Raw genomic sequence first — 22,970 nt, 5'->3', positions numbered from 1 at the left:
AAGGAGGTTACAGCCAGACAATAAAATGGGCCGCTTTCCCGGGAAAGCGGCCCTGCACGTTACCACTTACTTATCAAGCAATCAGCATTACTTATCCGACGTGCTGGCCGACTTCTTGCTGTTGTCGGCCTGCCGCTGGCTTTTCTGTTGAGCATCGCTCATTTCTTCCTTGCCCTTCTGGAAGTGGCTCTCTACTTGAGCCTTCCCTTTCTGCATGTTTTCTTCGAGCTGCTTGCTGCCTGACTGCATGCTCTCAGACGTCAGCTGCTGGGTCTCCTTCAGGTAATCCTGACTCAAGGCCTGGATCCTGTCAGCGTCTTCCTTCATCTGCTCACTCAATTCCCGGACAGCTTGCTGTTGCTGTTCGATTACCTGCCGAAAACTGTCGGAATCCTTCACTTCAAGCCAGGAGCGGGATTGCGCCAGATTCTTGTCTGCAAAGGCGCGAACGGAATCGAACTGAACTGAGAAGAGTTTCTCAAAGTAATCAGTGGTCAGTACTCCGTAAGCACGCACCGGCTCCAAAACGGCATTGTCGAATTGCCTCTTGGTGTTTTCGCTGCTCCGATCGCTAGACTGGTTGGCATCTGACTTGGTTTTTTCAGCACTCATGTAATCTCTCCTTGTCTTGTAACAAACAAGTGAAGTAATAAATTAAATTGCAATTCAGCAAGTCGGTCCTCAACAAGCTGATGCTGATGTCGCCTGTTTGTGTAGAATCCTTCTCGGGCTGAAAGCTACGGCTACAACACTCCAACTATAAACAGTCAAAGAGAGTATTTCTGTGCGGTAGCACACCCAACGACATCCAAATCAGCGTTATTCAGCACTAGGCATTGTCCGAAAACTGTCTACACACGGTCATATTTCGTAAAAATCAGGTCAAAGTACTAGCCTTGGCCATCGCTCGCCGACTTTTTAGACAGTGCCTAGGGCTTGGAATAAGGGCCCGCGTTAGATCGCGAGCCCTGTAGGTACTTGCGGAGAGGGGGCTTAGGCGACTCCCGGCTCCCGGAAGTGATGCCAGGCATGGTGGTAGAGCACGCCGGCATAGCCGTTGCGCTGAATGATCTTGAGGATCTTCGCGGGATTTTCGTCATCCAGGGCCTTGTGCAGTTTCGCCCGCTGCTCGTCATCGAGGGCCTCGTACCAATGGTAGGGCTTGCCCTGGGCATGACCATCCTCGGCCTTGCGCATCAGGTCAATCTCGATGCGCCCGCCATGTCGGTAGAGGATATCGTAGCCCTCTTGAACCTGGGTCGAAGGCACGTCGCACGGCTTTTCGAGACCTTCCAGCACGTTGTAGTAATAATAGCTCAGCGGTTGCATGTGGCTCCTCCAGCGGTATGCCGTTGCTTATCTTGCCAACCTGTTCCCCATCCTGCCTGAGACAAGGCGGAGAGCTCAATTGAAAAATGCGCGCCATCCGCACGCCCGCTCACCCCTCCCGGGCGTGCAACGGCATTGCTTCCTGACGCGTGCTGGATCGTGCTACTCCTCGGCCAGGGCCTGGTCCAGGTCGGCGATCAGGTCCTCCATCAGCGCCGGCAAGGCGAAGGCGCAGTCTCGATTTCACTCGGTCAGTTTGGCGGCTCAGTGGCCGGCCGGGCGAGGGACGCGCAGCCCCAGCTTGTGCGCCACTTCGAAGGTGACGAAGATCGGGCCGATCAGCAGGAAGACCAGGTCTTCGATGAAGGATGGCTTCTTGCCTTCCACCTTGTGGCCCCACACCTGCGCCGCCCAAGCCGCAACCCAGGTGATCAGCGATATCCAGAACAGCGACCACCCCGCACCCTGGATGGCGAGGATGCCTCCTACGGAAAGGGCGAACCAGACGACCATCATCAGCAATACGCCGAAGGAGAGGCGCAGGTAGATCACTCCGGCAAGCAGGCCCAGCAGGGTGGCCCCGTTGACCCACTCGGCCGCTCCGGTTTCCAGGCCCAGCCAGCGGCCAATCGGCACCAGCCATAGCAAGCCCAGGGTGGAGAACAGGATTGCCGGCACACAGGCGATATGCACCCACTGGTTCACCGGATGGCGATGGCTCTCGCCGTAGTCGTCGAGAAATTGCTGCAGGCTACGCATGGTCTTGCCCTCGTTATACTCGGAAGCCTCTGAGTCATGTTCATTCTAGACTTTTGCATGGCCTTGCCGTGGGGTATGTGCAGCCGAGTCGGTACGGCACCACCCAGGTTCAACGCAGCACGAAGCGCAGCAGCCACTCTGCCATCCTGCCGAATGGCGGACGCAGCAGCGTCGCTACATTGCAGCGGCCTTGCACGTAGATACCCTTGGCATGGCTCAGCCGGCGGAAACCTTCTATGCCGTGATAGGCGCCGATGCCACTCGCGCCGACGCCGCCAAACGGCAGGTCGTCCTGGGCGATGTGCATGAGCGTGCCGTTGATGGTCACATTGCCCGACGTCGTGCCGTCGAGTACCTGGCGCTGCGCCGCCTTGTCGTGTCCGAAGTAGTAGAGCGCCAGCGGGCGGGGGAGCGCCTCGACGAAGTCGATAGCCTCATCGAGCGTGCGGTAGGGGAACACCAGCAGGATCGGCCCGAAGATCTCCTCATGGGCGATGGTCATGTCGTCGGTGACGCCGAGTACCACCGTCGGGCGCATAGCGCGGGGATTCGCACCCGGCGCCTCGCGGCCGATCTCGCGTACCGTCGCGCCCTTGGTGCGGGCATCCTCCAGCAGGCCGTTCAGGCGGGCCAGGTGCCGGTCGTTGATCACCCAGGTGTAATCCTCGCTCGCCGGTCCGTCGGGGTAGGCGGCGGCCACGGCCGCCTCGTAACGGGTGAGGAACCCGGCAAGGTCACCCTCATGGACGAGGGCATAGTCGGGCGCGATGCAGGTCTGGCCACCGCTCACCAGCTTGCCGAACACGATCCCGGTGCAGGCATGGTCGAGTGGATGACCTTTCTCGACGATCACGGGCGACTTGCCGCCCAGCTCCAGCGTCACCGGTACCAGGTGCTTGCTGGCCGCCTGCATGACCTTGCGTCCGACCGCCGTGCTGCCGGTGAAGACCAGATGATCGAATGGCAGGGCGGAGAAGGCAGCGCCAACCGCTGCATCGCCGTTGACCACCGCCACCTGTTCCGCCGAAAACAGCGCGCCGAGTAACTCCTCGAGCAGCGCGTTGATCGTCGGGGTGAATTCCGACAGTTTCAACATCACCCGGTTGCCGGCCGCGAGCGCCGTTGCCAGCGGCATCAAGGCGAGCACGAGAGGGTAATTCCACGGCGCCATGACCCCGACGACCCCCAGCGGCTGGTACTCCACCCGTGCCGAGCCGAACTGCAGGTGAATGGCCACATGGCGCTTTTCCGGGCGCATCATGCGGCGCAGGCGCTTGTGCAGATAGTCGATCCCGCTGATCGTGCTCCCGAGCTCCATGATGCTGGTCTCGTGGCGCGAACGATGACCGAAATCGGCGTTGATGGCCTCTTCCAGCCGGGTGCGGCTCTCGATCAGCGCGGCGCGCAGGCGTGAAAGATCGGCGCGGCGTTCGGCGAGTGATGGCGCTCCGTCCCGGCGATAGGCCGCACGCTGAGCGGTGAGCAACGGAGCCAGGTCGACGGCAGGCTCAGAGGTCATGTGATAACTCCTTATATCGCCACCAAGGCGCGGCAGCACCCTTGCAGTCCGCTCGATGCGTCAGTACTACCACAGTATCCCCATCGAGGCTGATCTGCCTCCCGAGCAACGTCAGATCCGTAAGGTTCTTGCCGAAGCTGGCCCCAGAGATACCGTTCATTTGAACGGGGAGTGATCCGCAGTGCATTGGTAGCTTTATCACAAGTGCGCTGCCGCTGAAGAGCGCACTTACCGGCCAATAACAATGAGGAGTGTAAGATGGCGTTTTCAGCTCTTTCATCTACAGGCGCCCGTTGGACCACCAGTCTTATGGGTGCTGGTCTGCTGGTGGCAGTGATGGCGCCAGCCAGTGCCGACCCGCTCGAGGAGCGAATGCCCCCGGGTATGCTGATCGAGATGGTGGACCCGACGCTCTGTTCGCCGCCGCCAGAGGAGATGTCTGATGCCGAGATCATCGCCATGCTCGATAGCGACGATCCGCAGATGGCGCCCCCCATCGTTGGCGCCTGGGAGCGACAGGACGAGCGCTGGCGCGTTTACGGCCAGGGCTGGTTCAACGACAGCAGCAGCGGACTGGTTGTTGGCACCATGCTCATGCTGAGAAGCGAAGGCGACGAACTGCAGTACCTGTGCATGGTGCTGTCACCCCATGCTGAGACCGCGATGGTGGAAGGTGAGGCAGCCTTGGTAGGCCCGGACGTCGAGACCATCGATGGTGATACCTTCATGGCGATGGGAATACTGGGAGAACGTCGCGAAGGACTGGGTGAGGTGCTGGCCGATGCCGGAAGCGTTCACTTCGAGCAGGCGGCAGAGGATACCCTGGAATGGAGCCTGACTTTCGATGGCCGCCTGACAGGGATAGATGAGCAGCCGCAGGAAGGAACCGAGATATCCCTGAGGCTAGAGGGCGAGCTGAGCCGGGACTCCTCGATGCGGGTTGTCGACTGGGGGCGTGACGATCTAGTGGATGCCTCCGCGCCAAGCGTCAGCGAGGAAGAGCTGGCCGAGGTGAAGGCGCTGTTCATGGAGGATATGCGCCTGGAGGTGGAGCCGGTCGTGACGCCGGACAACAATGATATTGTGCAGCGCACCGTCTATCGCTACGACTACGACACCTTTGCCTCGCTCTCCGACGACAGTGGTTGGCGGAGCACTCGTGAGCATTTCTTCTACCAGGATGGTGATCGACTGCGGCCCTTCCAGCGTCCCTCAAGCGATACGGACCTGAGTGCCTTCTTCGGCGGCTTGCTCGACCCCGGCTTCGTGCTCGACGAGGCCACCGCCGACGACTTCCGCGAGCTGTTGATGACCCTGACTGGCGAGGACTTCTTCGAGGAGGAGGACGTAAAACTGGACAACATCATCAACTTCCGCCCCGACGAGTGGATCTTCTTCACCGGCACCTTCTTCGATCACTACAAGGCCTTTGTGGTCTACACCGACGATGACGGGCACCCGGATAAGGTGCTGTATCGACTTAAGCAGCAGCCGACATCCTGATGTCCTTGCTCCAGTTCACCTAGCCGGGTGGTGTGGGCCATCGGGACGCTGGCACCGCCCTTTAACTTCTGCCGGCCACCTCGAGAATCCCCTGGCGCAGTGCCTCGGGCGGTTGGGCGCCCGACAGGCCGGTGGTGCCGTTGAAGATGAAGGTGGGCACACCGCTCACTCCCAGGCGCCGAGCCTCGTCGAGGCCGGCGTTTACCTCGGCCCGGCCCTGGTCGCTGGCGAGAAAGGCGGGGATGTCGATATCCGCTAGCCCGCCGGCTCGTGCGGCGTTGGCCAGTACCGCGCTGTCACCGATGTCCTCACCCTCGATGAAGTAGCACCGGAAGAGCGCGCCGACCACCGCCGACTGGACGCCATGTTCCCCGGCGAGCCAGATCAGCCGGTGGGCGTCGAAGGTATTGGGTGTTCGCGTCATGCGCTCGTGGTGGATCGTGATGCCGGCCTGTTCGGCAGCGGCCTCCACCTGGGCGTCGAGCGCCCGGGAGCGCTCCCAGGAGCCGAACTTGGCGGTACGGTAGTCACGCCGCGGCAGGCCCTCGGCGGGCATGTCGGGGTTGAGCTCGAAGGGGTGCCAGGCCACCGATACGCTGAATTCCTCGGGCAGTTCGGCCAGGGCGAGGTCGAGGTGGCGTTTGCCGATGAAGCACCATGGGCAGATGGCATCGGAGATCACGGTGATGTCGACGTGGGGCATGGTCGCTGAGCCATTGGGTAGGGTTCCCTCGAACCCTACCATCTCAAGGTCGTGATTGACGCCTCCTTAACGCAGCGGGGCACCTGACGCAGGCTGAGTTGGAAGCACTGCGAGACATCGGGGGTCGCAAGGCTATCTGCTGGGGACTTGCGCTACCCCATGTTAGGCTATGCCTAGAGCGGTGAATTGAACCAGAGAGAAACCTCGACGTTTCTGAGGGATCGGGACATGAACAGAACCAAGACCTTGCAACTATTACGAGATCACCTGACGACGCTGTCCAGCGAATACGGCGTAACCTCGTTGGCACTTTTTGGTTCCATGTCTCGCGATGAGGCCCGTGAAGACAGCGATATCGATATCCTGGTGAGCTTTGATGGCCCAGCGACCTCGGCTCGTTATTTCGGGGTGCAGTTCTACCTGGAGGACCTGCTGGGCCATCCAGTGGACCTGGTGACTGACAAGGCGCTACGTCCTGAACTCAGGCCCTATATCGAGCGTGAGGCTGTACGTGTCTGAAGCCCGCACCATGCGCGAATGGCGCTTCTACATCGTTGACATGATCGGCTTTGCCGAGAAAATCCTGTCCTATACGGAAGGCCTGGATCAGGATAGCTTCACCGCCCACGACCTTACCTACGACGCTACATTGCGTAACCTTGAGCTGATCGGCGAAGCGGCAACCCGCATTCCCGAAGAGGTTCGTCAGCAGTATCCGGATATCCCCTGGCGGATGATCGTTGCTACCAGGAATCGCCTTATTCATGCCTATCTGGGTATTGATGACGATACCGTATGGAGCATCATCCAGGACAATATCCCCGAGTTGCTGGAGCAATTACGTGTAATCAAAGCTCAGCAAGCAGGCGAGTAATGCAAGTGTCGCCGTTCTTCTCAACCCAGCCGTCCTGATTCCGCTAGCGCTCAACGCGCCAACAGGCCACCGGCTATCGCCTTACCCAGGCGGTCGACGGCGTCGGCCAGCTTCTCGTCGATGACATGCAGATACTCCGTCCAGTCGTCGACGTGGTGCAGCTCCGCTTTGCCGTCCGAAATGCCGCGCAGCACGACCAGCGGCACGTCGAAGCGCATGCAGGCTCGCAGGCAGGCGTAGCTCTCCATGTCCACCATCTCGGCGGCGATGGCGTCATAGGCCGAGCCTGAGACGATATTGGCGCCGGTCGAGAGCGTGGTCTCGCGAATGCCGGGAATGCGCAGTGGCAGCGGGAGCGTCGCCGGCAGGTCGAGAAAGGGCGTGACGCCCTTCTCGAAGCCCAGCGGCGTGGCATCCATGTCGCGGTAGGAGACAGAAGTCGCCTGATAGACCTCGGTCTGCTCCAGCACCCGGCTGCCCGCCGAGCCCAGCGACACCACCAGATCCGGCAGATGCCCGCGTTGGGCCAGGGCTGCAAGAGCAGCGGTAAGCTCGACGGCCGCCTCCACGGGGCCCACGCCACTTATGAGCGGTGTGAAACGCTGCTTGAGATGCGGGCCGTATTCGGCGTTGGCAGCCATCGCGAAGAGGACGTTGTGGCCGCCCAGTTGCGTCAGTGGTGGCGTGTGCTGAGCCGCGCTCATGCTTCGATCCTCATCTTTGCCTCAGGCATCGCTCGCGTTGCCGACCGTCTGGATGACCTCGAACCCTTCGAAGTTCGGCGGGCCCAGGTAGAGCCCCTCGCGCTTGCTCTGACCGGCGTTGGCATGCGCTGCGCGGAACGCCTCGGAGTGCGTCCAGGCCTCGAAGTCCTCGCGCGAGCGCCAGATGGTGTGCGAGGCGTAGAGCACGTGGTCCTCCTTCTCGGGGCCGCGCAGCATATGAAACTCGACGAAACCGGGCAGGCCCTGCAGGTGGCTCTCCCGCTCCAGCCAGATCTGCTCGAACTCCTCCACTCTCTCGGGGTTGACCCGAAAACGGTTCATGGCGATGAACACGATAATGCTCCTTGCGGTCAGGCGGCTGATGGTGACCGTTTGACGATGACACCTTCGCCGATGAGGGGCAAGATCACCGCCATTCGCTGGGTTACGCTACCAGCACGGTGAACCGCTCATTAGTGATGGGAGGCGAACCATGGCCAAGCGCTTCAAGGTAGGCGACCACGTCAAATGGAACTCCGAGGCGGGGCACGTCAGCGGGAAGATCATCCGCGTGCATACCAAGGACACGGAGTACAAGGGACACAAGCGCCATGCCAGCGAAGAGGAACCGCAGTACGAGATCAAGAGCGACAAGACCGATCACATCGCCATGCACAAGGACTCGGCGCTGACCAAGATCGATGAATAGCGAAGTTATTGCTGAGGCGCCTGGGTCATGACTGCGTATATCCCTCCAGCGCGAAGGGGTTAAGAAACTGCCTGCCCCAGAGGAAGGCACGATCGACCGGGCTAAACTCGGCTTCATCGCACACGCTGTCCCACTGCTCGCGGATCGTGGCGAGTTGATGATCGATGATCGCTTTGGCTTGCATTTGGGCCAGGCCAAGTTGCTCTGCCGCTGCCAGGCAGTGGACAAGCTGGCTGCGCCTCTCCTGCCCGTGCAGCAACATCGCTTGCGAGGCTTCGCCGCCGGTTCGTGATTGCGGGCAAATGTCATAAGCCGGTGTCAGTCGATAGGTCTCGCCATCCCAGAAGGCGGCATGGTTGCGCGCGTGATCATCGGTATTGCCGCACAGCACGTTGAAGACGATGCGTCCGAATAGCTCGCGTAGTGATTGGTCGGGCGCGTCGAACTCCGCGCGAATGCGATGGGCGAGGTCTTCATAGCTGGCATAGCGAGCCGCCATCTCATCCAGGCCGAGCAGTGTGAGGGCCGAGAGCACGATCTTTCTGGACCATCCGCCAGCGACTCTCATCCTGTCGAAGCGCTCCACCAGCAGTACGTCCTTGCCCAGCGAGCGGGTCATTTCCACGGGGGCCACGTCGAGCCCTACCAGCTTGGCAAGTCGCATGGCAACGAATTCGGCCTTCACCACGCTATAGAGGTCGGTGCTGGATGAGAACTTGGCCACCAGCTTGCGATTTCGGTCATTCAGCAGGGCCTTGGGGCGAGCACCGCCGATGCTGCTGCCGTGCTGGATTGCCTGTTCTAGAGCGGGGGGTAGAGGTTCTCCTGCATCGACATAGGCGGAGGCTTCCTGCAATTCCGCCAAGGTGGCGTCCTGATGCTCCCGTGGCTGGTATTCGGTGGGTGAGAGCTGGAAGTCGAGCGCGCCGATCCGATCCGACCCGGACTCAAGCAAGTACACCATTTCGTTGAAGTCGGCCTCAGCGGCGCTATCGCCTGACTTGCCGGTCAGGCGGTTGATGATGACACGGCGCCCCCAGGCGTCTGGTGAGGCGTCGCGCAGGCAGGAAGGCAGCGTGCCGTCGGCCTGTTCCTGGCTACCTGGCCGCAGGGGAAGCTCGCGGGGAAAAAGACCGATGGCGTCGTCGCGTGCGAGATAGCGTCGGCCATAGGCAAAGCGATAACGGTCCTGGTCGTCGCGCTCCACGAGACCGGCAGCGACTGGCATCGTCTGGCCGGGCAGCCAGACCCAGACATAGGCGCGTTGGCTAGAAGTCATCGTCGATGGGCTCTTGCTGCTGTCGGTTGACGCGCTTGGGCAGCAACGTCAGCCGCTCCAACTGGGTGGCGTGCTCGCGCCGTAGGGTGTCGACGTTGTCGGTGAAAAGCGAGACACCGACCAGCGCGGCTGCTTCGAAGTAGGTACCGATAGCCACCCGGGGAGATCCTTTGGCCACTTGCCGGATCGTGACCACGCCGACGCCCACCCGCTCGGCGAGTTCGTCTCGGGTCCAACCCTTGCGTAGCCGCCCCTCCTCGATCAAGCCGGCGAACAGGCGCAACGAGAGGGAAGCTTGGGGGCAGAGGGTGACATGTCTGGTTTTCATTCCGACAGTATAGTGTCGGTTTATGGCATTATCGATAATTTAATGTCACTGCCGCTCACCTTGCACCAGCTGTGCCGCTTTCGCTATCAAGCTGTCCTGATTCCGCTAGCGCTCAGCGCGCCAACAGGCCACCGGTTATCGCCTCACCCAGGCGGTCGACGGCGGGGGCGAGGATCTTGGTATAGGGTAAGCGGCAGTCGAGCGCAACAGCGTGCTCAACCCCACATCGTCACCAGGAAGATCCTTCATGCTGAATCCCCGTGCGCTTGCCTACCTGAACGAAGTGATTCGTCGCGGCTCGTTGCGACGTGCTGCTGCTCACCTGAATATCGATCCCTCGGCCATCAGTCGCCAGCTCAAGCAGCTCGAGGAGGACCTGGGTGTGCGGGTATGCGAGCGCTATGGCGGCGGCATGCGTACCACGGAAGCCGGCAAGCTGCTGGTTAAGCATTTTCACGCGCAGCGCTCTGCGGAGGAGGCGGTGTTATCGCAGTTGGTTGCCTTGCAGGGCGTGGCCCGTGGTGAGGTGCGCATTGCCGTCGGTGAAGGCTTTATTGCCGATCTCATCGACGCCCCGATGAATGCCTTCATGAACGCCTTTCCCGGCATCGAAGTGGAAATCCGCATGGCCGGTGTCAATGAGGCCATGTCGCTGCTGAAGGACAGCGAGGTGGACCTTGCCTTGCTTTATGCCCCGCCCGTCGATCCATCGCTTCACTGTCATGTCGAGACGCGTCAGCCACTGGATCTGATCGTTCCCCCCGACCACCCCCTCCTGGAACTGGTGCGTCCTCTAACGTTACGGGATTTGGCGAACTGGCCCCTGGCCCTGATGGACAACCCCTTCGGGATGCGCCAGATGGTCAACATGGTGGCCCATCAGGAGCGTGTGCACCTCAAGGCCAGGTTGCATACCAATTCGGTGGCGGTGCTGAAAAACTTCGTTCGATCCGGCATCGGGGTGACCTTCATGCCGGAACTGTCGGTGCTGGATGAAATTCAGCGCGATGAAATTCGGCACCTGCCCTTGTCGTATCCCATCATGAGCGAGGCGCGTGCCCAGATAGTGAGCCTGGACGGACGCGAGCTGAGCGTGGCCGCTCAAACCTGCCTGACCCACCTCAGCCAGGGGATGCGGTTCTTCCGCGGCGATGCGCCAAGGCTGTTGGCCGAGCAGGCCTGATCGTTGCTTTTTTAACAACGCTTTGGGTATTGCATAGTCAACGGATCAATCCATACCCTGCTAATGTCTTTCCAATAACAAGGAGCTTGTCGATGACCGTCTCGAAGCCTTTTCCGCTGACTGCCCTGGCGTCTGCCTGCCTGCTGGGCAGCGTGCTGCTCACCGGCCAGGCCATGGCCGCGACCACCATCAACCTGAGCTACAACGGCGCACCCGATCCCGACAAGAACGCCGTCCACGTCTTTGCCACCAACCTCAAGGAGCTGGTAGAAGACAAGACCGGTGGCGAAATCCAGTTGGAACTCTATCCCAACAGCATGCTGGGGGAAGAAGAGGACCGCATGGAGCAGACCATGAACACGCCCAAGCTGAACGTGGCGTCGTTCGCAGGCGTCTCCCCGCTGGTCGATGAAATCTTCGTCAGTGCGATTCCGTTCCTGTTCGATGACTTCGACGACGCTCGTGCCTTCTTCGATGAGGGCGACTACTGGCGTGAGGTCGAGGCGACGCTCAAAGAGCGTGCCGGTGTCGATATGCTGGCGGTGGTAGAGGAGGGGGGCTTCCTGGCCTTCACCAATAACGAGAAGCCGATCACCCATCCCGATGATTTCGAGGGGCTACGTTTCCGTGCCATGGATCCCAGCCAGGTCGCCCTGTACGAATCCTTCGGGGCATCTGGCACACCGATTCCCTGGACCGAAGTGTACATGTCGCTGCGCACCGGCGTGGCCGACGGCCAGATGAACCCGCCGATGTACATCATCCTGGGCAGCCTCTACGAAGTGCAGGACTACCTGACACTGGCCAACATCCAGTACTCCAACCAGTTCCTGGTCGGCAACAGCCAGATGATCGAAGGCTGGGAGGACGACGTGCGTGACGCCTTCATGGAAGCCGTTGCCGAGGCCAACCATAACGCCCGCGTTCACAACGAGTCGCAGGTGGAGGAGCGTATCGCCTTCCTCGAAGAGCAGGGCATGGAGGTGATCCGCCCCTCAGAGGACGATCTGGCAGCCTTCCGTGACATTGGCCAGCCGGCTTACCTTGAGTGGCTGGCCGAACGTGGCATCGAGCAGCGCTGGATCGACATGGCGCTCGAGGACGCCGGCATGAGCGACCTGATCGACTGATTCCAGCGGGTTTCCTTCGGGGCCGGGCACTCGGCCCCTTTTCACCACAGGACCTTTCCATGTCGTCACTGCGCCATCGCGTGCTGGCGATCAGCCGACCTTTGTCGCTGACAATCGCCGCCAGCCTGCTGCTGATCAACCTGGGCGTCATCCTGTATGGCGTCTTCATGCGCTACTTCGCCGGTGGCGCACCGATCTGGACCGATGAGCTCGCCCGGTTTCTCATCATCGGCACCGTCATGCTTGCCGCAGGTGCTGTCTGGGTAGAGGGCAGTCATATGCGTGTCGCGCTGATCGAGCGACTGCTGCCGTCTTCACTGACCCGCCTGCTGAATATCTACCAGTGGCTGCTGACGCTTGGCATTGCGCTGGGAGGCGCCTGGGTCAGCTATCGCTACGCCCACTCTGTCAGCTTGTTTACCACCTCGGGGCTGGGCGTCAGCCGCACGGTACCGCTCATGTCGCTGCCCATCGGTTTTGCCTTGCTGGCCTGGCATGTGCTCTGGTACGGCCCCGCCCCCCTGCGGGTCGCGACGGAGGATGCCGCATCATGATCCTGACCATGCTGGCGGTATTTCTGGGCCATGTGCTGCTCGGCCTGCCCTTGTTCATCGCACTGCTCACAACGGCGCTGGTCGGTTTTCTATTCGTCGACCCGAGCATGATTCCGCGCATGATGCCTCAGCAGTTTTTTGGTGGCATCAATGTCTTCTCGCTGATGGCGATTCCACTGTTCATCCTGGCGGGTAACCTGATGAACGTCAGTGGGCTGACCGAGCGCCTGATGGGGTTGGCCCGCCTGCTGGTGGGGCACTTCCGCGGGGGCATGGGCCATGTCAACGTTGTCTCCAGCGTGTTCTTTGCCGGCGTCAATGGGTCGGCGGTGGCCGACACCTCGGCGCTGGGCTCGCTGCTGGTACCGGCAATGGAGCGGGAAGGCTACTCGCGCGCCTTCGCGGCTGGTCTCACGGCGGGCAGCTCGCTGATCGGGCCCATCATTCCTCCCAGTATCTTCATGATTCTCTACGCGTCGCTGACCAACACCTCGGTGGGGGACCTGTTCCTGGCCGGGGTGATCCCGGGCCTGCTGCTGGGAGTGGCGTTCATGACAATGAACGCCTGGTATGCGTGGCGCAACGGCCTGCCGAAGCGCGGCCAGTTGCCGAAGGCCAAGGAGCTGGGTCTGGCAGCGGTCGCCGCCCTGCCGGCACTGGTGGCGCCATTCATCATCGTGGCGGGCATCGTCATGGGCTTTGTCACACCGACCGAGTCGGGTGCCTTGACCGCCCTGTATGTCGCGCTGTGTGGCATCGTGTTGGGAGGGCTCAGGCTGCCTCAATTCTGGCAGGCGATTGTCGATACCTCGCGTCTCACCTCGGCGATCTTCCTGATCATGGCGGCATCGGCCACCATCAGCTGGCTACTCTCCTACGCCCAGGTACCGGCGCAGTTCGTCTCACTGCTCTCGCCCTATATCGATAACGCCTTCTTGATCCTGCTGATGCTCAGCGGCATCACCTTCATCACCGGAATGTTCATGGAGGAGGTCTCGTCGCTGATGCTGCTCACGCCGATCTTTACGCCGGTCGCCATGATGGCCGGGATCGACCCCGTGCATCTGGGCATCGTCATCACGCTCAACATTACCATCGCCCTGATCACGCCACCCATGGGGGCCTGCGTGTTCGTGGCAGCGGCAGTCAGCCGGCTGGAGATCGTCTCGCTGTTTCGGACCATCTGGCCGTTCGTGTTGACGGCCATCGCGGTCCAACTGCTGCTGATCCTGTTCCCGCCGCTCACCTTGTGGCTGCCTAATGTCCTTGGATAAGACCATGCCGACCTCCAACTCCCCAACTGCCGACGGCATCCCATTGCACAGGGTCCCCAGCCTGGACGCTCCCGAGTGGGAGCGTGTGTCGGCGCTCCCGATCACCGAATGCGGTGAGCGTCTCATTCCGATGAGTCTCGCACCCGAACCCATCAAGGTATTCCCCGCCTATGCTCGCTTGGGCATCCCCGGCGCCGTGCCCGAGTGCTTCGTGCGCGAAGGGGTCTATCGGGCGCTGCTTCAGGCCGCCCGGCGGCTACCCGAGGGAATCGGCATGGTGGTGCTCGATGGCTGGCGGCCGTGGCGCGTGCAGCAGTATCTGTTCGATACGCTGCATGAAGCGATCCACCATCATCATCCGTCTCTCGACGAGGGTGAGCTCATGGTGCGTACGCGTGAGTTCGTGTCGCTGCCGAGTCGCGATCCGCTGGCACCGAGCCCGCATCTAACCGGGGGCGCCGTGGATGTCACCCTCTGCGATGCTGACGGCATGCCCCTCGACATGGGCACGCAATTCGATGAAGCCATCCCGGCCTCGCATACCGATCACTTCGAGACGCTAAAGGCGCCGAGCGCGGCACAGCGCCAGGCTCGGAACAACCGACGCCTGCTTTACCACGTGATGCATGAAGCGGGGTTTACCAACCTGCCGAGTGAGTGGTGGCACTACGATTACGGCGATCAGCTCTGGGCACACTACAGCGGGGGCGGTGTCGCCCGTTACGGCCCGGCCGAGCTCGACACGATCGAAAACCGCTGGCGCCGGCAGTTTGCAGATGGGTAGCGTTTACCATCAGCGACGATCATTCGTGACCCCTCGCGTGATAGCTAAGACTTGACCGCGGTGAAGCGAGCTGCGAGGTTTTGCCCATCGCACTATGAGGTGAACGCAAGGCATCATCCATTAATCCAACTGGCCTGGCAGCGTCTTGCCTGGCGCGCTTTTCAGCATGCCGGTGCCAACGACCACCGCTTTTCCAGCAATCCGAATCACCCAGTCACTCCCATCGAAGCCGGCGCTGGCAAAGATCTGGCTAGGCCGCCCCATCTCGACGCTTCGAGCGAATCGAGTTCGATCAAATGGTAAGGCAGCCCTGCAGGTGGCTCTCCCGCTCCAGCCAGATCTGCTCGAACTCCTCCACTCTCTCGGGGTTGACCCGAAAACGATTCATGGCGATGAACACGATAATGCTCCTTGCGGTCAGGCGGCTGATGGTGACCGTTTGACGATGACACCGACGTCGACAAGGGGCAAGGGCATCGGCATTCACGGCGAAAGTAGCGCTCGATACCGAAACGGGTATCGTAAGCGAAAGCCACCGGGGAGAAGAGGCCGATGCTCAAGGGAAGCTGCCTGTGCGGCAAGGTCCGCTACAAAGTCAGCGGAGAAATTGATGAAGTCTCGATGTGCCACTGCCAGCAGTGCCAGAAGGCCCAGGGCTCCGCCTTCGCCGCCGTGGCGCCGATCTGCTCGGCCGATTTTCGCATCACCCAGGGCGCGGAATACCTCAAGGAGTACCGCGCCACGCCGAACAAGGCGCGGGTGTTCTGCGCCGAATGCGGCAGTCCGCTCTACAGCGCCCGTGACGACCGGCCCGAAGCCAAGCGGCTACGGCTGGGCACCCTGGATACGCCGATATCGCCAAGCAAGCGCTACCACGCCTGGGTCTCGTCCAAGGCGGAGTGGTTCGATCTCGAAGACGCGCTGCCGAAGTACCCTGAATCCTCCCGTTGAACCCGCAGGGTGCCAGCACAGGCGTTCAATATATCGAGCTGGACTGCCAGCAGTTGCCTCGGCATAGTGCTGTTTGGCGGGTCTGGCAGTGAAATATTTGCGACACGGGCGACAGCTCCAGACCGGTGTCCGGTACCTCCGGACAATATCCCAGGAGGCAGTTTTATCGCGATCATGGAGCGGTGAGCGATTACTCAATGGTGGGTGAGCGAGTATGGCGGTGGCATAAAGGATACCGACGGCAACGTGATCTACCTGGAAGGCGTTGTGACGGACATTCAGTCGCGCAAGCAGAACGAAGAGCAGTTGACGGCGCTTAGCAGGAACATGGCCAAGGAGACTGAACAGATCGTCAGCGCATTGAAAATGCTGCAGCTGCTGAGCATCAATGCAGGTATCGAGGCGGCGCGTGCCGGTGAGGCGGGCAAGGGGTTTGCCGTCGTGGCAGATAATGTGCGTCGACTAGCTGACGACACCAGCAGCTCAGCGAAAACGATCACCGACCTGATGAAGCGGCTGGACCAGTTGAAGATGTAACGTACCCATTGTCCCGCCGCGGCCAGGGACGGTCGCCGGCTCTGGATGCACTCCAACGCTGGCGCAACGCCAGTTGGCGACACTTGCCAGGCCAGGTGGTTACTGTAAAGGTAGTGAAAATATCGCCGCGGATGATCCCATGGCTGTTGAACCCCCTCAGCAGACACTGCAATCCTTCCACGATGCCCTCATGAGGCATCCGCTGATTCGCGAGCTGTGGAATCACTTCCCCGAGAACATGTTCCTGGTACGTGTCGAGGACGACGGCCACTTCACGGTCGAGGCAGCCAACCCCGCACAGCTCGACACCGTTGGCCGTGAGTGCCTGGGCCAGCCGCTGCCGGCGTTCATGCCCGCTGCTTCGGCCGAGGCGATCTATACGCGCTATCGCGAATGCGTGGCGCGGGACAAGCCGATGCGCTATCAAGAGCATGCCGTCTTCTTCGACGAGCATGGCAACGAGCAGTACGGCTACTGGTTGACGCTGATCGTGCCGCTGCACAATGCTGCCGAAGATCCGCAGCGCGTCACCCATATTTTTGGCATCTCTCAAGACGTGACCGAGCTGCACCAGGCCCGGGAAGCGCTTGAACGCCACAACCAGGCGCTGGAAGCTCGCGTGGAGCAGCGCACCGCGGAGTTGCAGCACGCCAACCGCGAGCTCAGGCTGCTCAATGCCCAGCTCGAGGAGATGGCGACCCGCGATTTCCTTACCGGCTGCTACAACCGCCGACATATCGAGACCCTGGGCCAGCGCGAAATTGAACGGGCAAGGCGCTATGACACTTCGCTCAGCGTATTGATGGTCGACCTCGACGCCTTCAAGCAGGTCAACGACACCCAAGGCCACGACGCCGGGGATGCTGCGCTCAAGTGCGTTGCCGCGAGCCTGCAGAACGCCTTGCGTGCAAACGACCTGCTGGGCCGCTTCGGCGGCGATGAATTTCTGATCCTGCTGCCCGAGAGCAACAATGAAGACGCTCGCGTCGCCGCCAAGCGCCTGCAGCAGCTAACGCACGAGCAGACCGACATCACGATCAGCGTGGGGATTGCCACGCTGCGCCGCGACGACACCTTGGAAAGCCTCGCCGCCCGCGCCGACCAAAGGCTACTCGCAGCCAAGCGGGAGTATCATCGAAAAGCATCCGGTTAAACGCTTTCCATGAAGCAGGTGGACGTTTCTGAAAGCTGAAACGAGAACGGCAGTGGAGCGAAGGAGCAGGCAAATGGCATTCCTGGCAACGGTCGCAGCCCTGCTGCTGGCGCTGATACTCACCGGCGTACTGGCCATGCAGGCCTGGCGAGTGGCCGATAACCGTGCGATGGAGCAGGCCTGGAGTTGGCTGCAAGCCCAGGCGCCAGCCAGCGTTGACGTGTTCGACCCCGCCATGGTGGAAGGCCTTCCCGACGCCGCCCGGCGCTACTTCCGCTATACCATCGCCCCGGGCACGCCGCTTCACGTCGTCAGCGAAATCCACATGACGGGCGAGATCGGTCTCGGCACCAAGGAGGCACCTGGCTACCGCCCTATGCGGGCACGGCAGCTACTCGCCCCGCCGCACGGCTTCATCTGGCGTCTCGAACGGGCCGGAGCCGGGCTGATGCAGATGAGCGGCTCGGACGGCATGGCGGAAGGCCGCTCCTGGACGCGCTTCTGGCTCGACGGCACGCTGCCCGTCGCCAGGGCCGGGGGCGACGACAACCACCTGCGCGCCTCGTTCGGCCGAGCCGTGGCGGAAGCCGCCTTCTGGGCCCCGGCAGCTCTGCTGCCCCAGCACGGAGTGCGCTGGGAAGAGGCCGGCGTGCGCTGGGAAGAGACCGGCGAGCCCAACCTGGCACGAGCGGTGATTAGGAACGGTACCCTGGAGCAATCGATAGAGATCGCCGTAGCCGAAAACGGCCAACCGTTCTGGGTGAAGTTCCCACGATGGAGCAATGCCAACGCCGAGAAGGAGTGGCGGTTCCAGCCCTTCGGAGGTTACCTGGACGGCTTCCAGGACTTCGAAGGCTTCACCCTGCCCACCAAGGTCGACGGTGGCAATCACTTCGGAACGGAGGCGTACTTTCCGTTCTTCAGGGCGAGGGTGGAGGAGGTGCGGTTTCCGGTGCGGTAGTGCTCAATGGTACTCGGCAAGATCAGCGGGATGCTCAAGGGTTTCAGGATTCTTCTGTACCATTCGGATGAGTGTCATTGCTTGGGGCTTGGCGCGGCCGGCACATGGTCATGCCCGCGCGGTGAGTTGAAAGTCATGCGTGACCCTCACTACTAGCAGTATCGAGGGGCCGCCCCCTTTCTTGTCACTCGCTGTTGTCGCTTTCAGCCTGCTCCCGACGTTTCTGCATGGCATCGCTGAAGGCGGCAGCCAGGATGCCGGTCGGCATGGCGATCATGCCAATGCCGACGATGGCGGTCAGGCCCGCAAACAGCTGCCCAGCCGCGGTCACCGGCGTCACATCCCCATAGCCCACCGTGGTGAGTGTGGCCACGCTCCACCAGAGCGCCCTGGGAATGCTCCCGAAGGCCTCGGGCTGATGGCTGGCTTCCAGGACATAGATCACGCTGCTGGTGACGATCAGCAGCGCCACCGCCACCATCAGGCTTACCGTGAGTTCGTAGCGGCGTCCGCGCACCGCCAGGTAGAGATCGCCGATCGCGTTGGAGAAGCGTCCCAGTCGCGCAAGCCTGAGCAGTCGGATCAACTTGAGCAGACGTAACGCGAAGGCGTTGACTGCCCCCATGGTAAGGAAGAACGGCAAGATAGCGAGCAGGTCGATGATCGCCCATGGGCTGACCATGAAGCGTAAACGTCCAGCCAGCCCGCGATAGCGAGGATCTTCACCAGCCGCGATCACGCGCGCGACGTACTCGACCAGGAAAGCCAAGGCCAGCGCTGCCTCGGCGGTAACGAAGAGGCTTGGAGCGAGCGCTCGGACTACCGGCTCCGTCTCCAGAACAGTCAGTGCAGTTGCGAGGAGTATCAGACCGGAGATGATGCAGTTGGTGATCGATAGCCCAGGGGACTCACGAGCGGTGGGCTCGAGCATCAGGTAAAGGCGACGGCGCCAACCCGCATAGGGGCTGGTTTTGTGGCTATCCGATGGCTGCATGCATCCCCCTATCCCGTCGCCAGCCCGAAGAGCGGATACCTAGGCGCCCGTTGATGGCTAGAATGGGACAAACCATATTTAAGTGCTAGTGTGAAACACAACGCAACATAACGATACAGCCAATACGCAAGGGATGGCTCTATGGCCACGGCTTCCACCGAGCCCCGCATCACCCTGCACCCGCACGCCCGACGCGTGCGAGTCATCCTTGATGGCACCCCACTCGCCGACACCACCCGCGCCATTGAACTCCGCGAACGCGGCTACCCGCCGCGGCAGTATCTACCTCGCGACGATGTAAGGATGGACCTGCTGACCCGCTCCGACACCGTGACCCACTGCCCCTTCAAGGGCGATGCCGCGTACTTTTCGCTTGGCGAACACCAGGACGTGGCGTGGAGTTATGAGCGGCCGTTGGAAGGTATGGAGGAGATTGCGGGTAGGTTGGCATTCTATGAGGAAATAGTGGAATGACAGCTGACGACCCAAAGCGGACATGCCGGAAAAGTAAATATGCGTGTTCGCCGAGGTTATGCGGCCGGCACGTTGGCCAGTGTTATATGGCCAATTTATAGTTAATTGTATTGTTTTTTCAGAAGATTAGGGAGGTCCGTATGCGTGTAATACAAGAAAGCGTTCCGCCACGTTTTTCGAATCATAGAACGTGCCGTCTAATGTTGGGAAATTGGTGACTGATGATGGAAATTATACTCTTAGCTATGATCGTTATTGGCGTAGTCGTAGTAGCCTTTAAGCTCCTGGCTCGAGACCCCGATCTTGAAACGCTATCAGCGGACCAGATGGCACGCCACGTTAAATTGCTACAGAACTGGATTGAAAGATACAACACTCTTGAAAACCCACCCGAGGATATGAAAAGGAAGTATGCATATAAGAAGCAACGTTTAGAAAATGCGTTAGAGATATGGGGGCGAAAAATAAAAGAAGCGCACACTCAAGAATCATCAGTTTCAACTGATAAGGAAGGACAACACAAGTCTTCTGAGGAAAAGGAAGCTGATGATGTCGAGGCGAAACTAGAGCAAGAGTTAGATGAGCTCGAAGCTGGGATCAAACAGGCAGACCCGATAAGTATTGCTTTGATAGGCACTACATTGGAGATGCTACAAAAAGGATTCTCCGATAGGCATGGCTCTATCGAGGAGTTCTCGAAAAAAGGCGGTGACTTGGGAGAGTACATCAATTTGTTGATGCGCATGGCCCAAGATTACCGCGCGCAGGATAGCGCTCACGGTGAGTGGGCCTCTCGACTTTGCGCGGTCCAAGCATCAGCTGCGTACATAGAGAAGCGTAAGCTTCAAGACAGGGCAAAAATTCTGATCGACGATGTGGTAGAAAAAGCATCAAAGCTTGAAAAACCTGGGCGGGCATGAGCCAATAAGGGCCCAACAAGTGCATCCAGTCGACGTATTTTCTTACGCTTCGCTGCGGCAAATACGCGGCCGATACTGAGCGTTCAGCGCGATAGGAGAACGAATGGAGTGGATTTCCCGGATAGCAGATTTGGCCAAGGTGCCGACGCGGTTTGTGGCCGTGTTGGCCTTTTCGTCCGGGCTGCTGCTTTTCCTGCCATCGGCTTGGTTGGAACGGCTTGCTCTGGCTCAGCTCCGGGAAGATTTTGCTCCTTATGCGGGCGTTATCTTCGTTGTATCCTTTTCTTTGCTGGCGGTTGAGGTTGGAATTTGGTCCTATGGAAAAGTCCGGAGCCACTACCGAAGGAAAGCTGCTGAAACGGCTCTGCAGGAATTCATGCTGCAGCTAGATGGTGCTGAAAAGGCGGTTCTACGTGAATTCTTCATTGCGGGGGCGAAGAACCTGAGGCTTCCGCTTGAGCAGCCGGCAGTCGCGTCTTTGTTGAACGCTGGCGTTCTCGTTCGGGCGGCGTCTTCCGGAATTCGCACCACTGTTGGGTCTGTATTCTCCGTTTCTTTGTCTAAACCAACTCAAGAGTTGCTAAGCCCCACGCTCGTAGACCTTGGCCCTTTCGTTGTACATACCGATGATGGTAAATGGGATTTGACGGAAGACGGAAGGGTTTGGCTGATGGCAAACCGACCGCACTTTATGGGAGAGTTAGAGCGCCACTTTGCGCTGTTTGAGGAGCGGATGATGTAGTAGCTGTTGTCCAACAACAGCATGTAACGGACGGTACTGTGCGCCGCCGCTGTATCATTATTCATACTTGGGTGCTATGCATAATGGCCGGATGTGGAATTTTTCTCTATGCTGATGAGGTGGTAGGGGCAGTTGACGACCCAAAGCGGACACTAAAATACTTCTCAAATCCGCTGTATGGTTTTCTGAAATTCTTCATTAATTGTTGTGCAAAGTTTGAGAGATTGATAAGCATGGAAGAAAAAAAATACAACTTGCCATTGCAAACGCTTCCTTCACTAGAGTACTTCCATCACTATCAGGACCTAGTCGAACTTAATGAATACCTCTCTTTAAAAGGGATAAAGTTAAAAAATACAAGAATCGAGAGATATTTGGACTATTTTTCTTTGGTTTTGGAGAAAGATGCAGATCCTTGGAGAGTGTTTAAAAATTCATTGGCAGGGCCGTTTGAAAGCCCATTGGATTGGGAGCTTTATGTGTTGCGGGAAGTTCACGAGCTTATGTGGATATTGAGGGGGTTGAAATGCAAAGAGCCTTTAGGTGGTGATGAGAAGTTGGAGCTCATGATAGGAGGAAGTGACTTTGCTGCACTAGATAAAGACTCTGACTCTAGGAATGCTCAGTTTGAGCTTAGAATCGCTAGTTATTTTTTGCAATATGGCTGCCATGTAGATCTTACTACCGAAACTGATGTTATTGCTTTTTCAAAAAAAGCAGCCTTTTATATTGAATGCAAGAGAATTGCCAGCAGTAAGCAATTGAGAAAAAGAATAAGAGATGCTGAAGCTCAGCTGCTAAAACGAATGCCCAAAAAACGTGATGGGAGGAACGTCTTTGGCTGCGTTGCTGCTGATGTAACTAAAGTTGCATATAAACATAATGGTTTAACGTTTGCCGTTACTGGTGATCATGCTAAAGATACGATTCAAAAAGATTTGAAAAAGGTGGTTAGCCACTTGGAGTCTAATTCAGACCTCGGGATAAAGGGGGGGATTTTTAATTATTGGTTTCAAATTCATATTCCCTCGTTGGTTTCTCATCCTGCATCAGTGAGCACTAGGTTTTCTTCATTCCACAGATTTAAAGAACATGCGAATAGAAAGGAAATTAAGGCCGCTAAGATTTTTTGTGAAATTTTTGAGTCTGCTTCACTAAGTTCTGATAAAAGAGAAACTCCGCCTCAGGAACTTAAGCGTCGAACTAGATTCCATATTCCGGCAGGGGCTGTTTACTCATTTGACGACGATGTGGTTTGTAGTGTGTTTAAAGAAAAGGAAATTAAAAAATGGCCAATAGAGACGAGGTTGGCAGTCTTGGAGGTTGGCGACGATGTTCACTACTTCCATGTTGCTGATTTAGAGATGGTATTGCCTGAAGTTAGAAAAGCCATACATGAGAATAGATATGAAAAACTAGAAGAGATAGCCTTGGTGATGATAGCCATTATGTTTGCGTTTAGATTTCCTTATGAGTGATTTAAGCCTCTGGCTGTATTAACAGGCCTGCGTTAAGCCTGCCGGAGGAAATATATAGCGCACTCATAGAAGCTTTCTGATGGAGCTGGGCATGAGCACCCCCGACTTCGACAGATAACCGCGTAAGT

28 protein-coding genes are annotated in these 22,970 nt (G+C 59.1%); 17 read left to right on the top strand and 11 right to left on the bottom strand.

All coding sequences use genetic code 11. From position 1 onward, the window contains the following. Positions 1–87: 87 nt before the first annotated feature. The 4 genes from KZO25_RS05010 to KZO25_RS04995 form a co-directional block, all read right to left on the bottom strand. Positions 88–612 (bottom strand): phasin family protein, encoded by a 525-nt coding sequence (locus tag KZO25_RS05010; protein ID WP_066444230.1) that lies wholly within the window; start codon positions 610–612, stop codon positions 88–90. Between the two features lie 381 nt (positions 613–993). Next, positions 994–1,329: a hypothetical protein gene (locus tag KZO25_RS05005; protein ID WP_066444233.1), complete on the bottom strand. Its 336-nt coding sequence runs from the start codon at positions 1,327–1,329 to the stop codon at positions 994–996. Between the two features lie 264 nt (positions 1,330–1,593). Further along, positions 1,594–2,088 carry a DUF962 domain-containing protein gene (locus KZO25_RS05000; protein ID WP_223136101.1) on the bottom strand — a complete coding sequence of 165 codons (495 nt, stop codon included), beginning with the start codon at positions 2,086–2,088 and terminating at the stop codon, positions 1,594–1,596. A 109-nt stretch (positions 2,089–2,197) separates the two neighbouring features. Continuing rightward, positions 2,198–3,607, bottom strand: a complete 1,410-nt coding sequence (locus KZO25_RS04995; RefSeq protein ID WP_223136100.1) for a coniferyl aldehyde dehydrogenase — start codon at positions 3,605–3,607, stop codon at positions 2,198–2,200. A 309-nt stretch (positions 3,608–3,916) separates the two neighbouring features. On the opposite strand from KZO25_RS04995, the gene KZO25_RS04990 reads away from it, so the two are divergent. Further along, a complete protein-coding gene (locus tag KZO25_RS04990) occupies positions 3,917–5,110 on the top strand; it encodes a hypothetical protein (RefSeq protein WP_223136099.1) in 1,194 nt (397 codons plus the stop codon). 61 nt (positions 5,111–5,171) lie between these two features. Here KZO25_RS04990 and KZO25_RS04985 read toward each other — a convergent pair whose 3' ends face one another. Then, entirely contained in the window at positions 5,172–5,813 is a 642-nt protein-coding gene (locus KZO25_RS04985; protein ID WP_223136098.1) for a DsbA family oxidoreductase, read from the bottom strand. 228 nt (positions 5,814–6,041) lie between these two features. Here KZO25_RS04985 and KZO25_RS04980 point away from each other — a divergent pair, with 228 nt between their 5' ends. Both KZO25_RS04980 and KZO25_RS04975 read left to right on the top strand, forming a co-directional pair. After that, positions 6,042–6,332 carry a nucleotidyltransferase family protein gene (locus KZO25_RS04980; protein ID WP_201025346.1) on the top strand — a complete coding sequence of 97 codons (291 nt, stop codon included), beginning with the start codon at positions 6,042–6,044 and terminating at the stop codon, positions 6,330–6,332. Beyond that, a complete protein-coding gene (locus tag KZO25_RS04975; RefSeq protein ID WP_066444240.1) occupies positions 6,325–6,687 on the top strand; it encodes a DUF86 domain-containing protein in 363 nt (120 codons plus the stop codon). The genes KZO25_RS04980 and KZO25_RS04975 overlap by 8 nt, the downstream gene beginning before the upstream one ends. Positions 6,688–6,737: 50 nt before the next feature. On the opposite strand, the gene KZO25_RS04970 is transcribed toward KZO25_RS04975, so the two are convergent. Both KZO25_RS04970 and KZO25_RS04965 read right to left on the bottom strand, forming a co-directional pair. Beyond that, complete coding sequence (locus KZO25_RS04970) at positions 6,738–7,391, bottom strand: 5'-methylthioadenosine/S-adenosylhomocysteine nucleosidase (protein ID WP_223136097.1); 654 nt, start codon at positions 7,389–7,391, stop codon at positions 6,738–6,740. 21 nt (positions 7,392–7,412) lie between these two features. Beyond that, the gene (locus tag KZO25_RS04965; RefSeq protein ID WP_066444243.1) at positions 7,413–7,745 is read right to left on the bottom strand and encodes an antibiotic biosynthesis monooxygenase family protein; all 333 of its coding nucleotides are present in this window, start codon (positions 7,743–7,745) and stop codon (positions 7,413–7,415) included. A 139-nt stretch (positions 7,746–7,884) separates the two neighbouring features. On the opposite strand from KZO25_RS04965, the gene KZO25_RS04960 reads away from it, so the two are divergent. Next, the gene (locus KZO25_RS04960; protein WP_114479831.1) at positions 7,885–8,100 is read left to right on the top strand and encodes a DUF2945 domain-containing protein; all 216 of its coding nucleotides are present in this window, start codon (positions 7,885–7,887) and stop codon (positions 8,098–8,100) included. 25 nt (positions 8,101–8,125) lie between these two features. Here KZO25_RS04960 and KZO25_RS04955 read toward each other — a convergent pair whose 3' ends face one another. Together KZO25_RS04955 and KZO25_RS04950 are read right to left on the bottom strand one after the other, a co-directional pair. Then, positions 8,126–9,379 (bottom strand): type II toxin-antitoxin system HipA family toxin, encoded by a 1,254-nt coding sequence (locus KZO25_RS04955; RefSeq protein WP_223136096.1) that lies wholly within the window; start codon positions 9,377–9,379, stop codon positions 8,126–8,128. Beyond that, positions 9,369–9,707 (bottom strand): multiprotein-bridging factor 1 family protein, encoded by a 339-nt coding sequence (locus KZO25_RS04950; protein ID WP_223136095.1) that lies wholly within the window; start codon positions 9,705–9,707, stop codon positions 9,369–9,371. The genes KZO25_RS04955 and KZO25_RS04950 overlap by 11 nt, the downstream gene beginning before the upstream one ends. 247 nt (positions 9,708–9,954) lie before the next feature. Between KZO25_RS04950 and KZO25_RS04945 the strand changes: the two genes are divergently transcribed. From KZO25_RS04945 to KZO25_RS04925, 5 genes are all read left to right on the top strand, one after another. Next, a complete protein-coding gene (locus KZO25_RS04945) occupies positions 9,955–10,890 on the top strand; it encodes a LysR family transcriptional regulator (RefSeq protein ID WP_223136094.1) in 936 nt (311 codons plus the stop codon). Positions 10,891–10,982: 92 nt separating this feature from the next. Then, the gene (gene dctP / locus KZO25_RS04940) at positions 10,983–12,020 is read left to right on the top strand and encodes a TRAP transporter substrate-binding protein DctP (RefSeq protein ID WP_223136093.1); all 1,038 of its coding nucleotides are present in this window, start codon (positions 10,983–10,985) and stop codon (positions 12,018–12,020) included. 59 nt (positions 12,021–12,079) lie between these two features. Next, a complete protein-coding gene (locus KZO25_RS04935; protein ID WP_223136092.1) occupies positions 12,080–12,574 on the top strand; it encodes a TRAP transporter small permease in 495 nt (164 codons plus the stop codon). Continuing rightward, the gene (locus KZO25_RS04930; protein ID WP_223136091.1) at positions 12,571–13,848 is read left to right on the top strand and encodes a TRAP transporter large permease; all 1,278 of its coding nucleotides are present in this window, start codon (positions 12,571–12,573) and stop codon (positions 13,846–13,848) included. The genes KZO25_RS04935 and KZO25_RS04930 overlap by 4 nt, the downstream gene beginning before the upstream one ends. Before the next feature lie 4 nt (positions 13,849–13,852). Further along, entirely contained in the window at positions 13,853–14,632 is a 780-nt protein-coding gene (locus tag KZO25_RS04925) for a M15 family metallopeptidase (protein ID WP_223136090.1), read from the top strand. 292 nt (positions 14,633–14,924) lie between these two features. Here the strand turns inward: KZO25_RS04925 and KZO25_RS04920 are convergent, their stop codons facing one another. Then, on the bottom strand, positions 14,925–15,032 hold the full coding sequence (locus KZO25_RS04920) for an antibiotic biosynthesis monooxygenase family protein (protein WP_235588919.1): 108 nt from the start codon (positions 15,030–15,032) through the stop codon (positions 14,925–14,927). A gap of 152 nt (positions 15,033–15,184) precedes the next feature. On the opposite strand from KZO25_RS04920, the gene KZO25_RS04915 reads away from it, so the two are divergent. From KZO25_RS04915 to KZO25_RS04900, 4 genes are all read left to right on the top strand, one after another. Beyond that, positions 15,185–15,583, top strand: a complete 399-nt coding sequence (locus KZO25_RS04915) for a GFA family protein (RefSeq protein WP_223136089.1) — start codon at positions 15,185–15,187, stop codon at positions 15,581–15,583. Between the two features lie 246 nt (positions 15,584–15,829). Continuing rightward, positions 15,830–16,120, top strand: a complete 291-nt coding sequence (locus KZO25_RS19930) for a methyl-accepting chemotaxis protein (RefSeq protein WP_316935482.1) — start codon at positions 15,830–15,832, stop codon at positions 16,118–16,120. 139 nt (positions 16,121–16,259) lie between these two features. Then, complete coding sequence (locus KZO25_RS04905) at positions 16,260–17,273, top strand: sensor domain-containing diguanylate cyclase (protein ID WP_066444283.1); 1,014 nt, start codon at positions 16,260–16,262, stop codon at positions 17,271–17,273. 73 nt (positions 17,274–17,346) lie between these two features. Further along, a complete protein-coding gene (locus tag KZO25_RS04900) occupies positions 17,347–18,234 on the top strand; it encodes a DUF6544 family protein (protein WP_223136088.1) in 888 nt (295 codons plus the stop codon). 184 nt (positions 18,235–18,418) lie between these two features. On the opposite strand, the gene KZO25_RS04895 is transcribed toward KZO25_RS04900, so the two are convergent. After that, entirely contained in the window at positions 18,419–19,228 is an 810-nt protein-coding gene (locus KZO25_RS04895; protein ID WP_262488843.1) for a potassium channel family protein, read from the bottom strand. A 141-nt stretch (positions 19,229–19,369) separates the two neighbouring features. Between KZO25_RS04895 and KZO25_RS04890 the strand changes: the two genes are divergently transcribed. From KZO25_RS04890 to KZO25_RS04875, 4 genes are all read left to right on the top strand, one after another. Then, complete coding sequence (locus tag KZO25_RS04890; protein WP_223136087.1) at positions 19,370–19,702, top strand: DUF427 domain-containing protein; 333 nt, start codon at positions 19,370–19,372, stop codon at positions 19,700–19,702. 221 nt (positions 19,703–19,923) lie between these two features. Beyond that, positions 19,924–20,622 (top strand): hypothetical protein, encoded by a 699-nt coding sequence (locus tag KZO25_RS04885; RefSeq protein ID WP_223136086.1) that lies wholly within the window; start codon positions 19,924–19,926, stop codon positions 20,620–20,622. 103 nt (positions 20,623–20,725) lie between these two features. Beyond that, entirely contained in the window at positions 20,726–21,364 is a 639-nt protein-coding gene (locus KZO25_RS04880; protein ID WP_223136085.1) for a superinfection exclusion B family protein, read from the top strand. 83 nt (positions 21,365–21,447) lie between these two features. After that, the gene (locus tag KZO25_RS04875; protein WP_223136084.1) at positions 21,448–22,842 is read left to right on the top strand and encodes a hypothetical protein; all 1,395 of its coding nucleotides are present in this window, start codon (positions 21,448–21,450) and stop codon (positions 22,840–22,842) included. Positions 22,843–22,970 lie beyond the last annotated feature (128 nt).

Source organism: Halomonas sp. ANAO-440 (assembly GCF_019915905.1).
Taxonomy (GTDB): Bacteria; Pseudomonadota; Gammaproteobacteria; order Pseudomonadales; family Halomonadaceae; genus Halomonas; species Halomonas chromatireducens.
This window is presented reverse-complemented; position numbering and strand designations above follow the sequence as displayed.

Coding starts and splice junctions, on each gene's coding strand:
- KZO25_RS05005 (WP_066444233.1), bottom strand. CDS start 1,329: ATGCAACCGCTGAGCTATTATTACTACAACGTGCTGGAAGGTCTCGAA.
- KZO25_RS05000 (WP_223136101.1), bottom strand. CDS start 2,088: ATGCGTAGCCTGCAGCAATTTCTCGACGACTACGGCGAGAGCCATCGC.
- KZO25_RS04970 (WP_223136097.1), bottom strand. CDS start 7,391: ATGAGCGCGGCTCAGCACACGCCACCACTGACGCAACTGGGCGGCCAC.
- KZO25_RS04985 (WP_223136098.1), bottom strand. CDS start 5,813: ATGCCCCACGTCGACATCACCGTGATCTCCGATGCCATCTGCCCATGG.
- KZO25_RS04995 (WP_223136100.1), bottom strand. CDS start 3,607: ATGACCTCTGAGCCTGCCGTCGACCTGGCTCCGTTGCTCACCGCTCAG.
- KZO25_RS04915 (WP_223136089.1), top strand. CDS start 15,185: ATGCTCAAGGGAAGCTGCCTGTGCGGCAAGGTCCGCTACAAAGTCAGC.
- KZO25_RS04890 (WP_223136087.1), top strand. CDS start 19,370: ATGGCCACGGCTTCCACCGAGCCCCGCATCACCCTGCACCCGCACGCC.
- KZO25_RS04950 (WP_223136095.1), bottom strand. CDS start 9,707: ATGAAAACCAGACATGTCACCCTCTGCCCCCAAGCTTCCCTCTCGTTG.
- KZO25_RS04880 (WP_223136085.1), top strand. CDS start 20,726: ATGGAGTGGATTTCCCGGATAGCAGATTTGGCCAAGGTGCCGACGCGG.
- KZO25_RS04955 (WP_223136096.1), bottom strand. CDS start 9,379: ATGACTTCTAGCCAACGCGCCTATGTCTGGGTCTGGCTGCCCGGCCAG.
- KZO25_RS04990 (WP_223136099.1), top strand. CDS start 3,917: ATGGGTGCTGGTCTGCTGGTGGCAGTGATGGCGCCAGCCAGTGCCGAC.
- KZO25_RS04875 (WP_223136084.1), top strand. CDS start 21,448: ATGGCCGGATGTGGAATTTTTCTCTATGCTGATGAGGTGGTAGGGGCA.
- KZO25_RS04960 (WP_114479831.1), top strand. CDS start 7,885: ATGGCCAAGCGCTTCAAGGTAGGCGACCACGTCAAATGGAACTCCGAG.
- dctP (WP_223136093.1), top strand. CDS start 10,983: ATGACCGTCTCGAAGCCTTTTCCGCTGACTGCCCTGGCGTCTGCCTGC.
- KZO25_RS04945 (WP_223136094.1), top strand. CDS start 9,955: ATGCTGAATCCCCGTGCGCTTGCCTACCTGAACGAAGTGATTCGTCGC.
- KZO25_RS05010 (WP_066444230.1), bottom strand. CDS start 612: ATGAGTGCTGAAAAAACCAAGTCAGATGCCAACCAGTCTAGCGATCGG.
- KZO25_RS04895 (WP_262488843.1), bottom strand. CDS start 19,228: ATGCAGCCATCGGATAGCCACAAAACCAGCCCCTATGCGGGTTGGCGC.
- KZO25_RS04925 (WP_223136090.1), top strand. CDS start 13,853: ATGCCGACCTCCAACTCCCCAACTGCCGACGGCATCCCATTGCACAGG.
- KZO25_RS04980 (WP_201025346.1), top strand. CDS start 6,042: ATGAACAGAACCAAGACCTTGCAACTATTACGAGATCACCTGACGACG.
- KZO25_RS04905 (WP_066444283.1), top strand. CDS start 16,260: ATGGCTGTTGAACCCCCTCAGCAGACACTGCAATCCTTCCACGATGCC.
- KZO25_RS04885 (WP_223136086.1), top strand. CDS start 19,924: ATGATGGAAATTATACTCTTAGCTATGATCGTTATTGGCGTAGTCGTA.
- KZO25_RS04930 (WP_223136091.1), top strand. CDS start 12,571: ATGATCCTGACCATGCTGGCGGTATTTCTGGGCCATGTGCTGCTCGGC.
- KZO25_RS04935 (WP_223136092.1), top strand. CDS start 12,080: ATGTCGTCACTGCGCCATCGCGTGCTGGCGATCAGCCGACCTTTGTCG.
- KZO25_RS04900 (WP_223136088.1), top strand. CDS start 17,347: ATGGCATTCCTGGCAACGGTCGCAGCCCTGCTGCTGGCGCTGATACTC.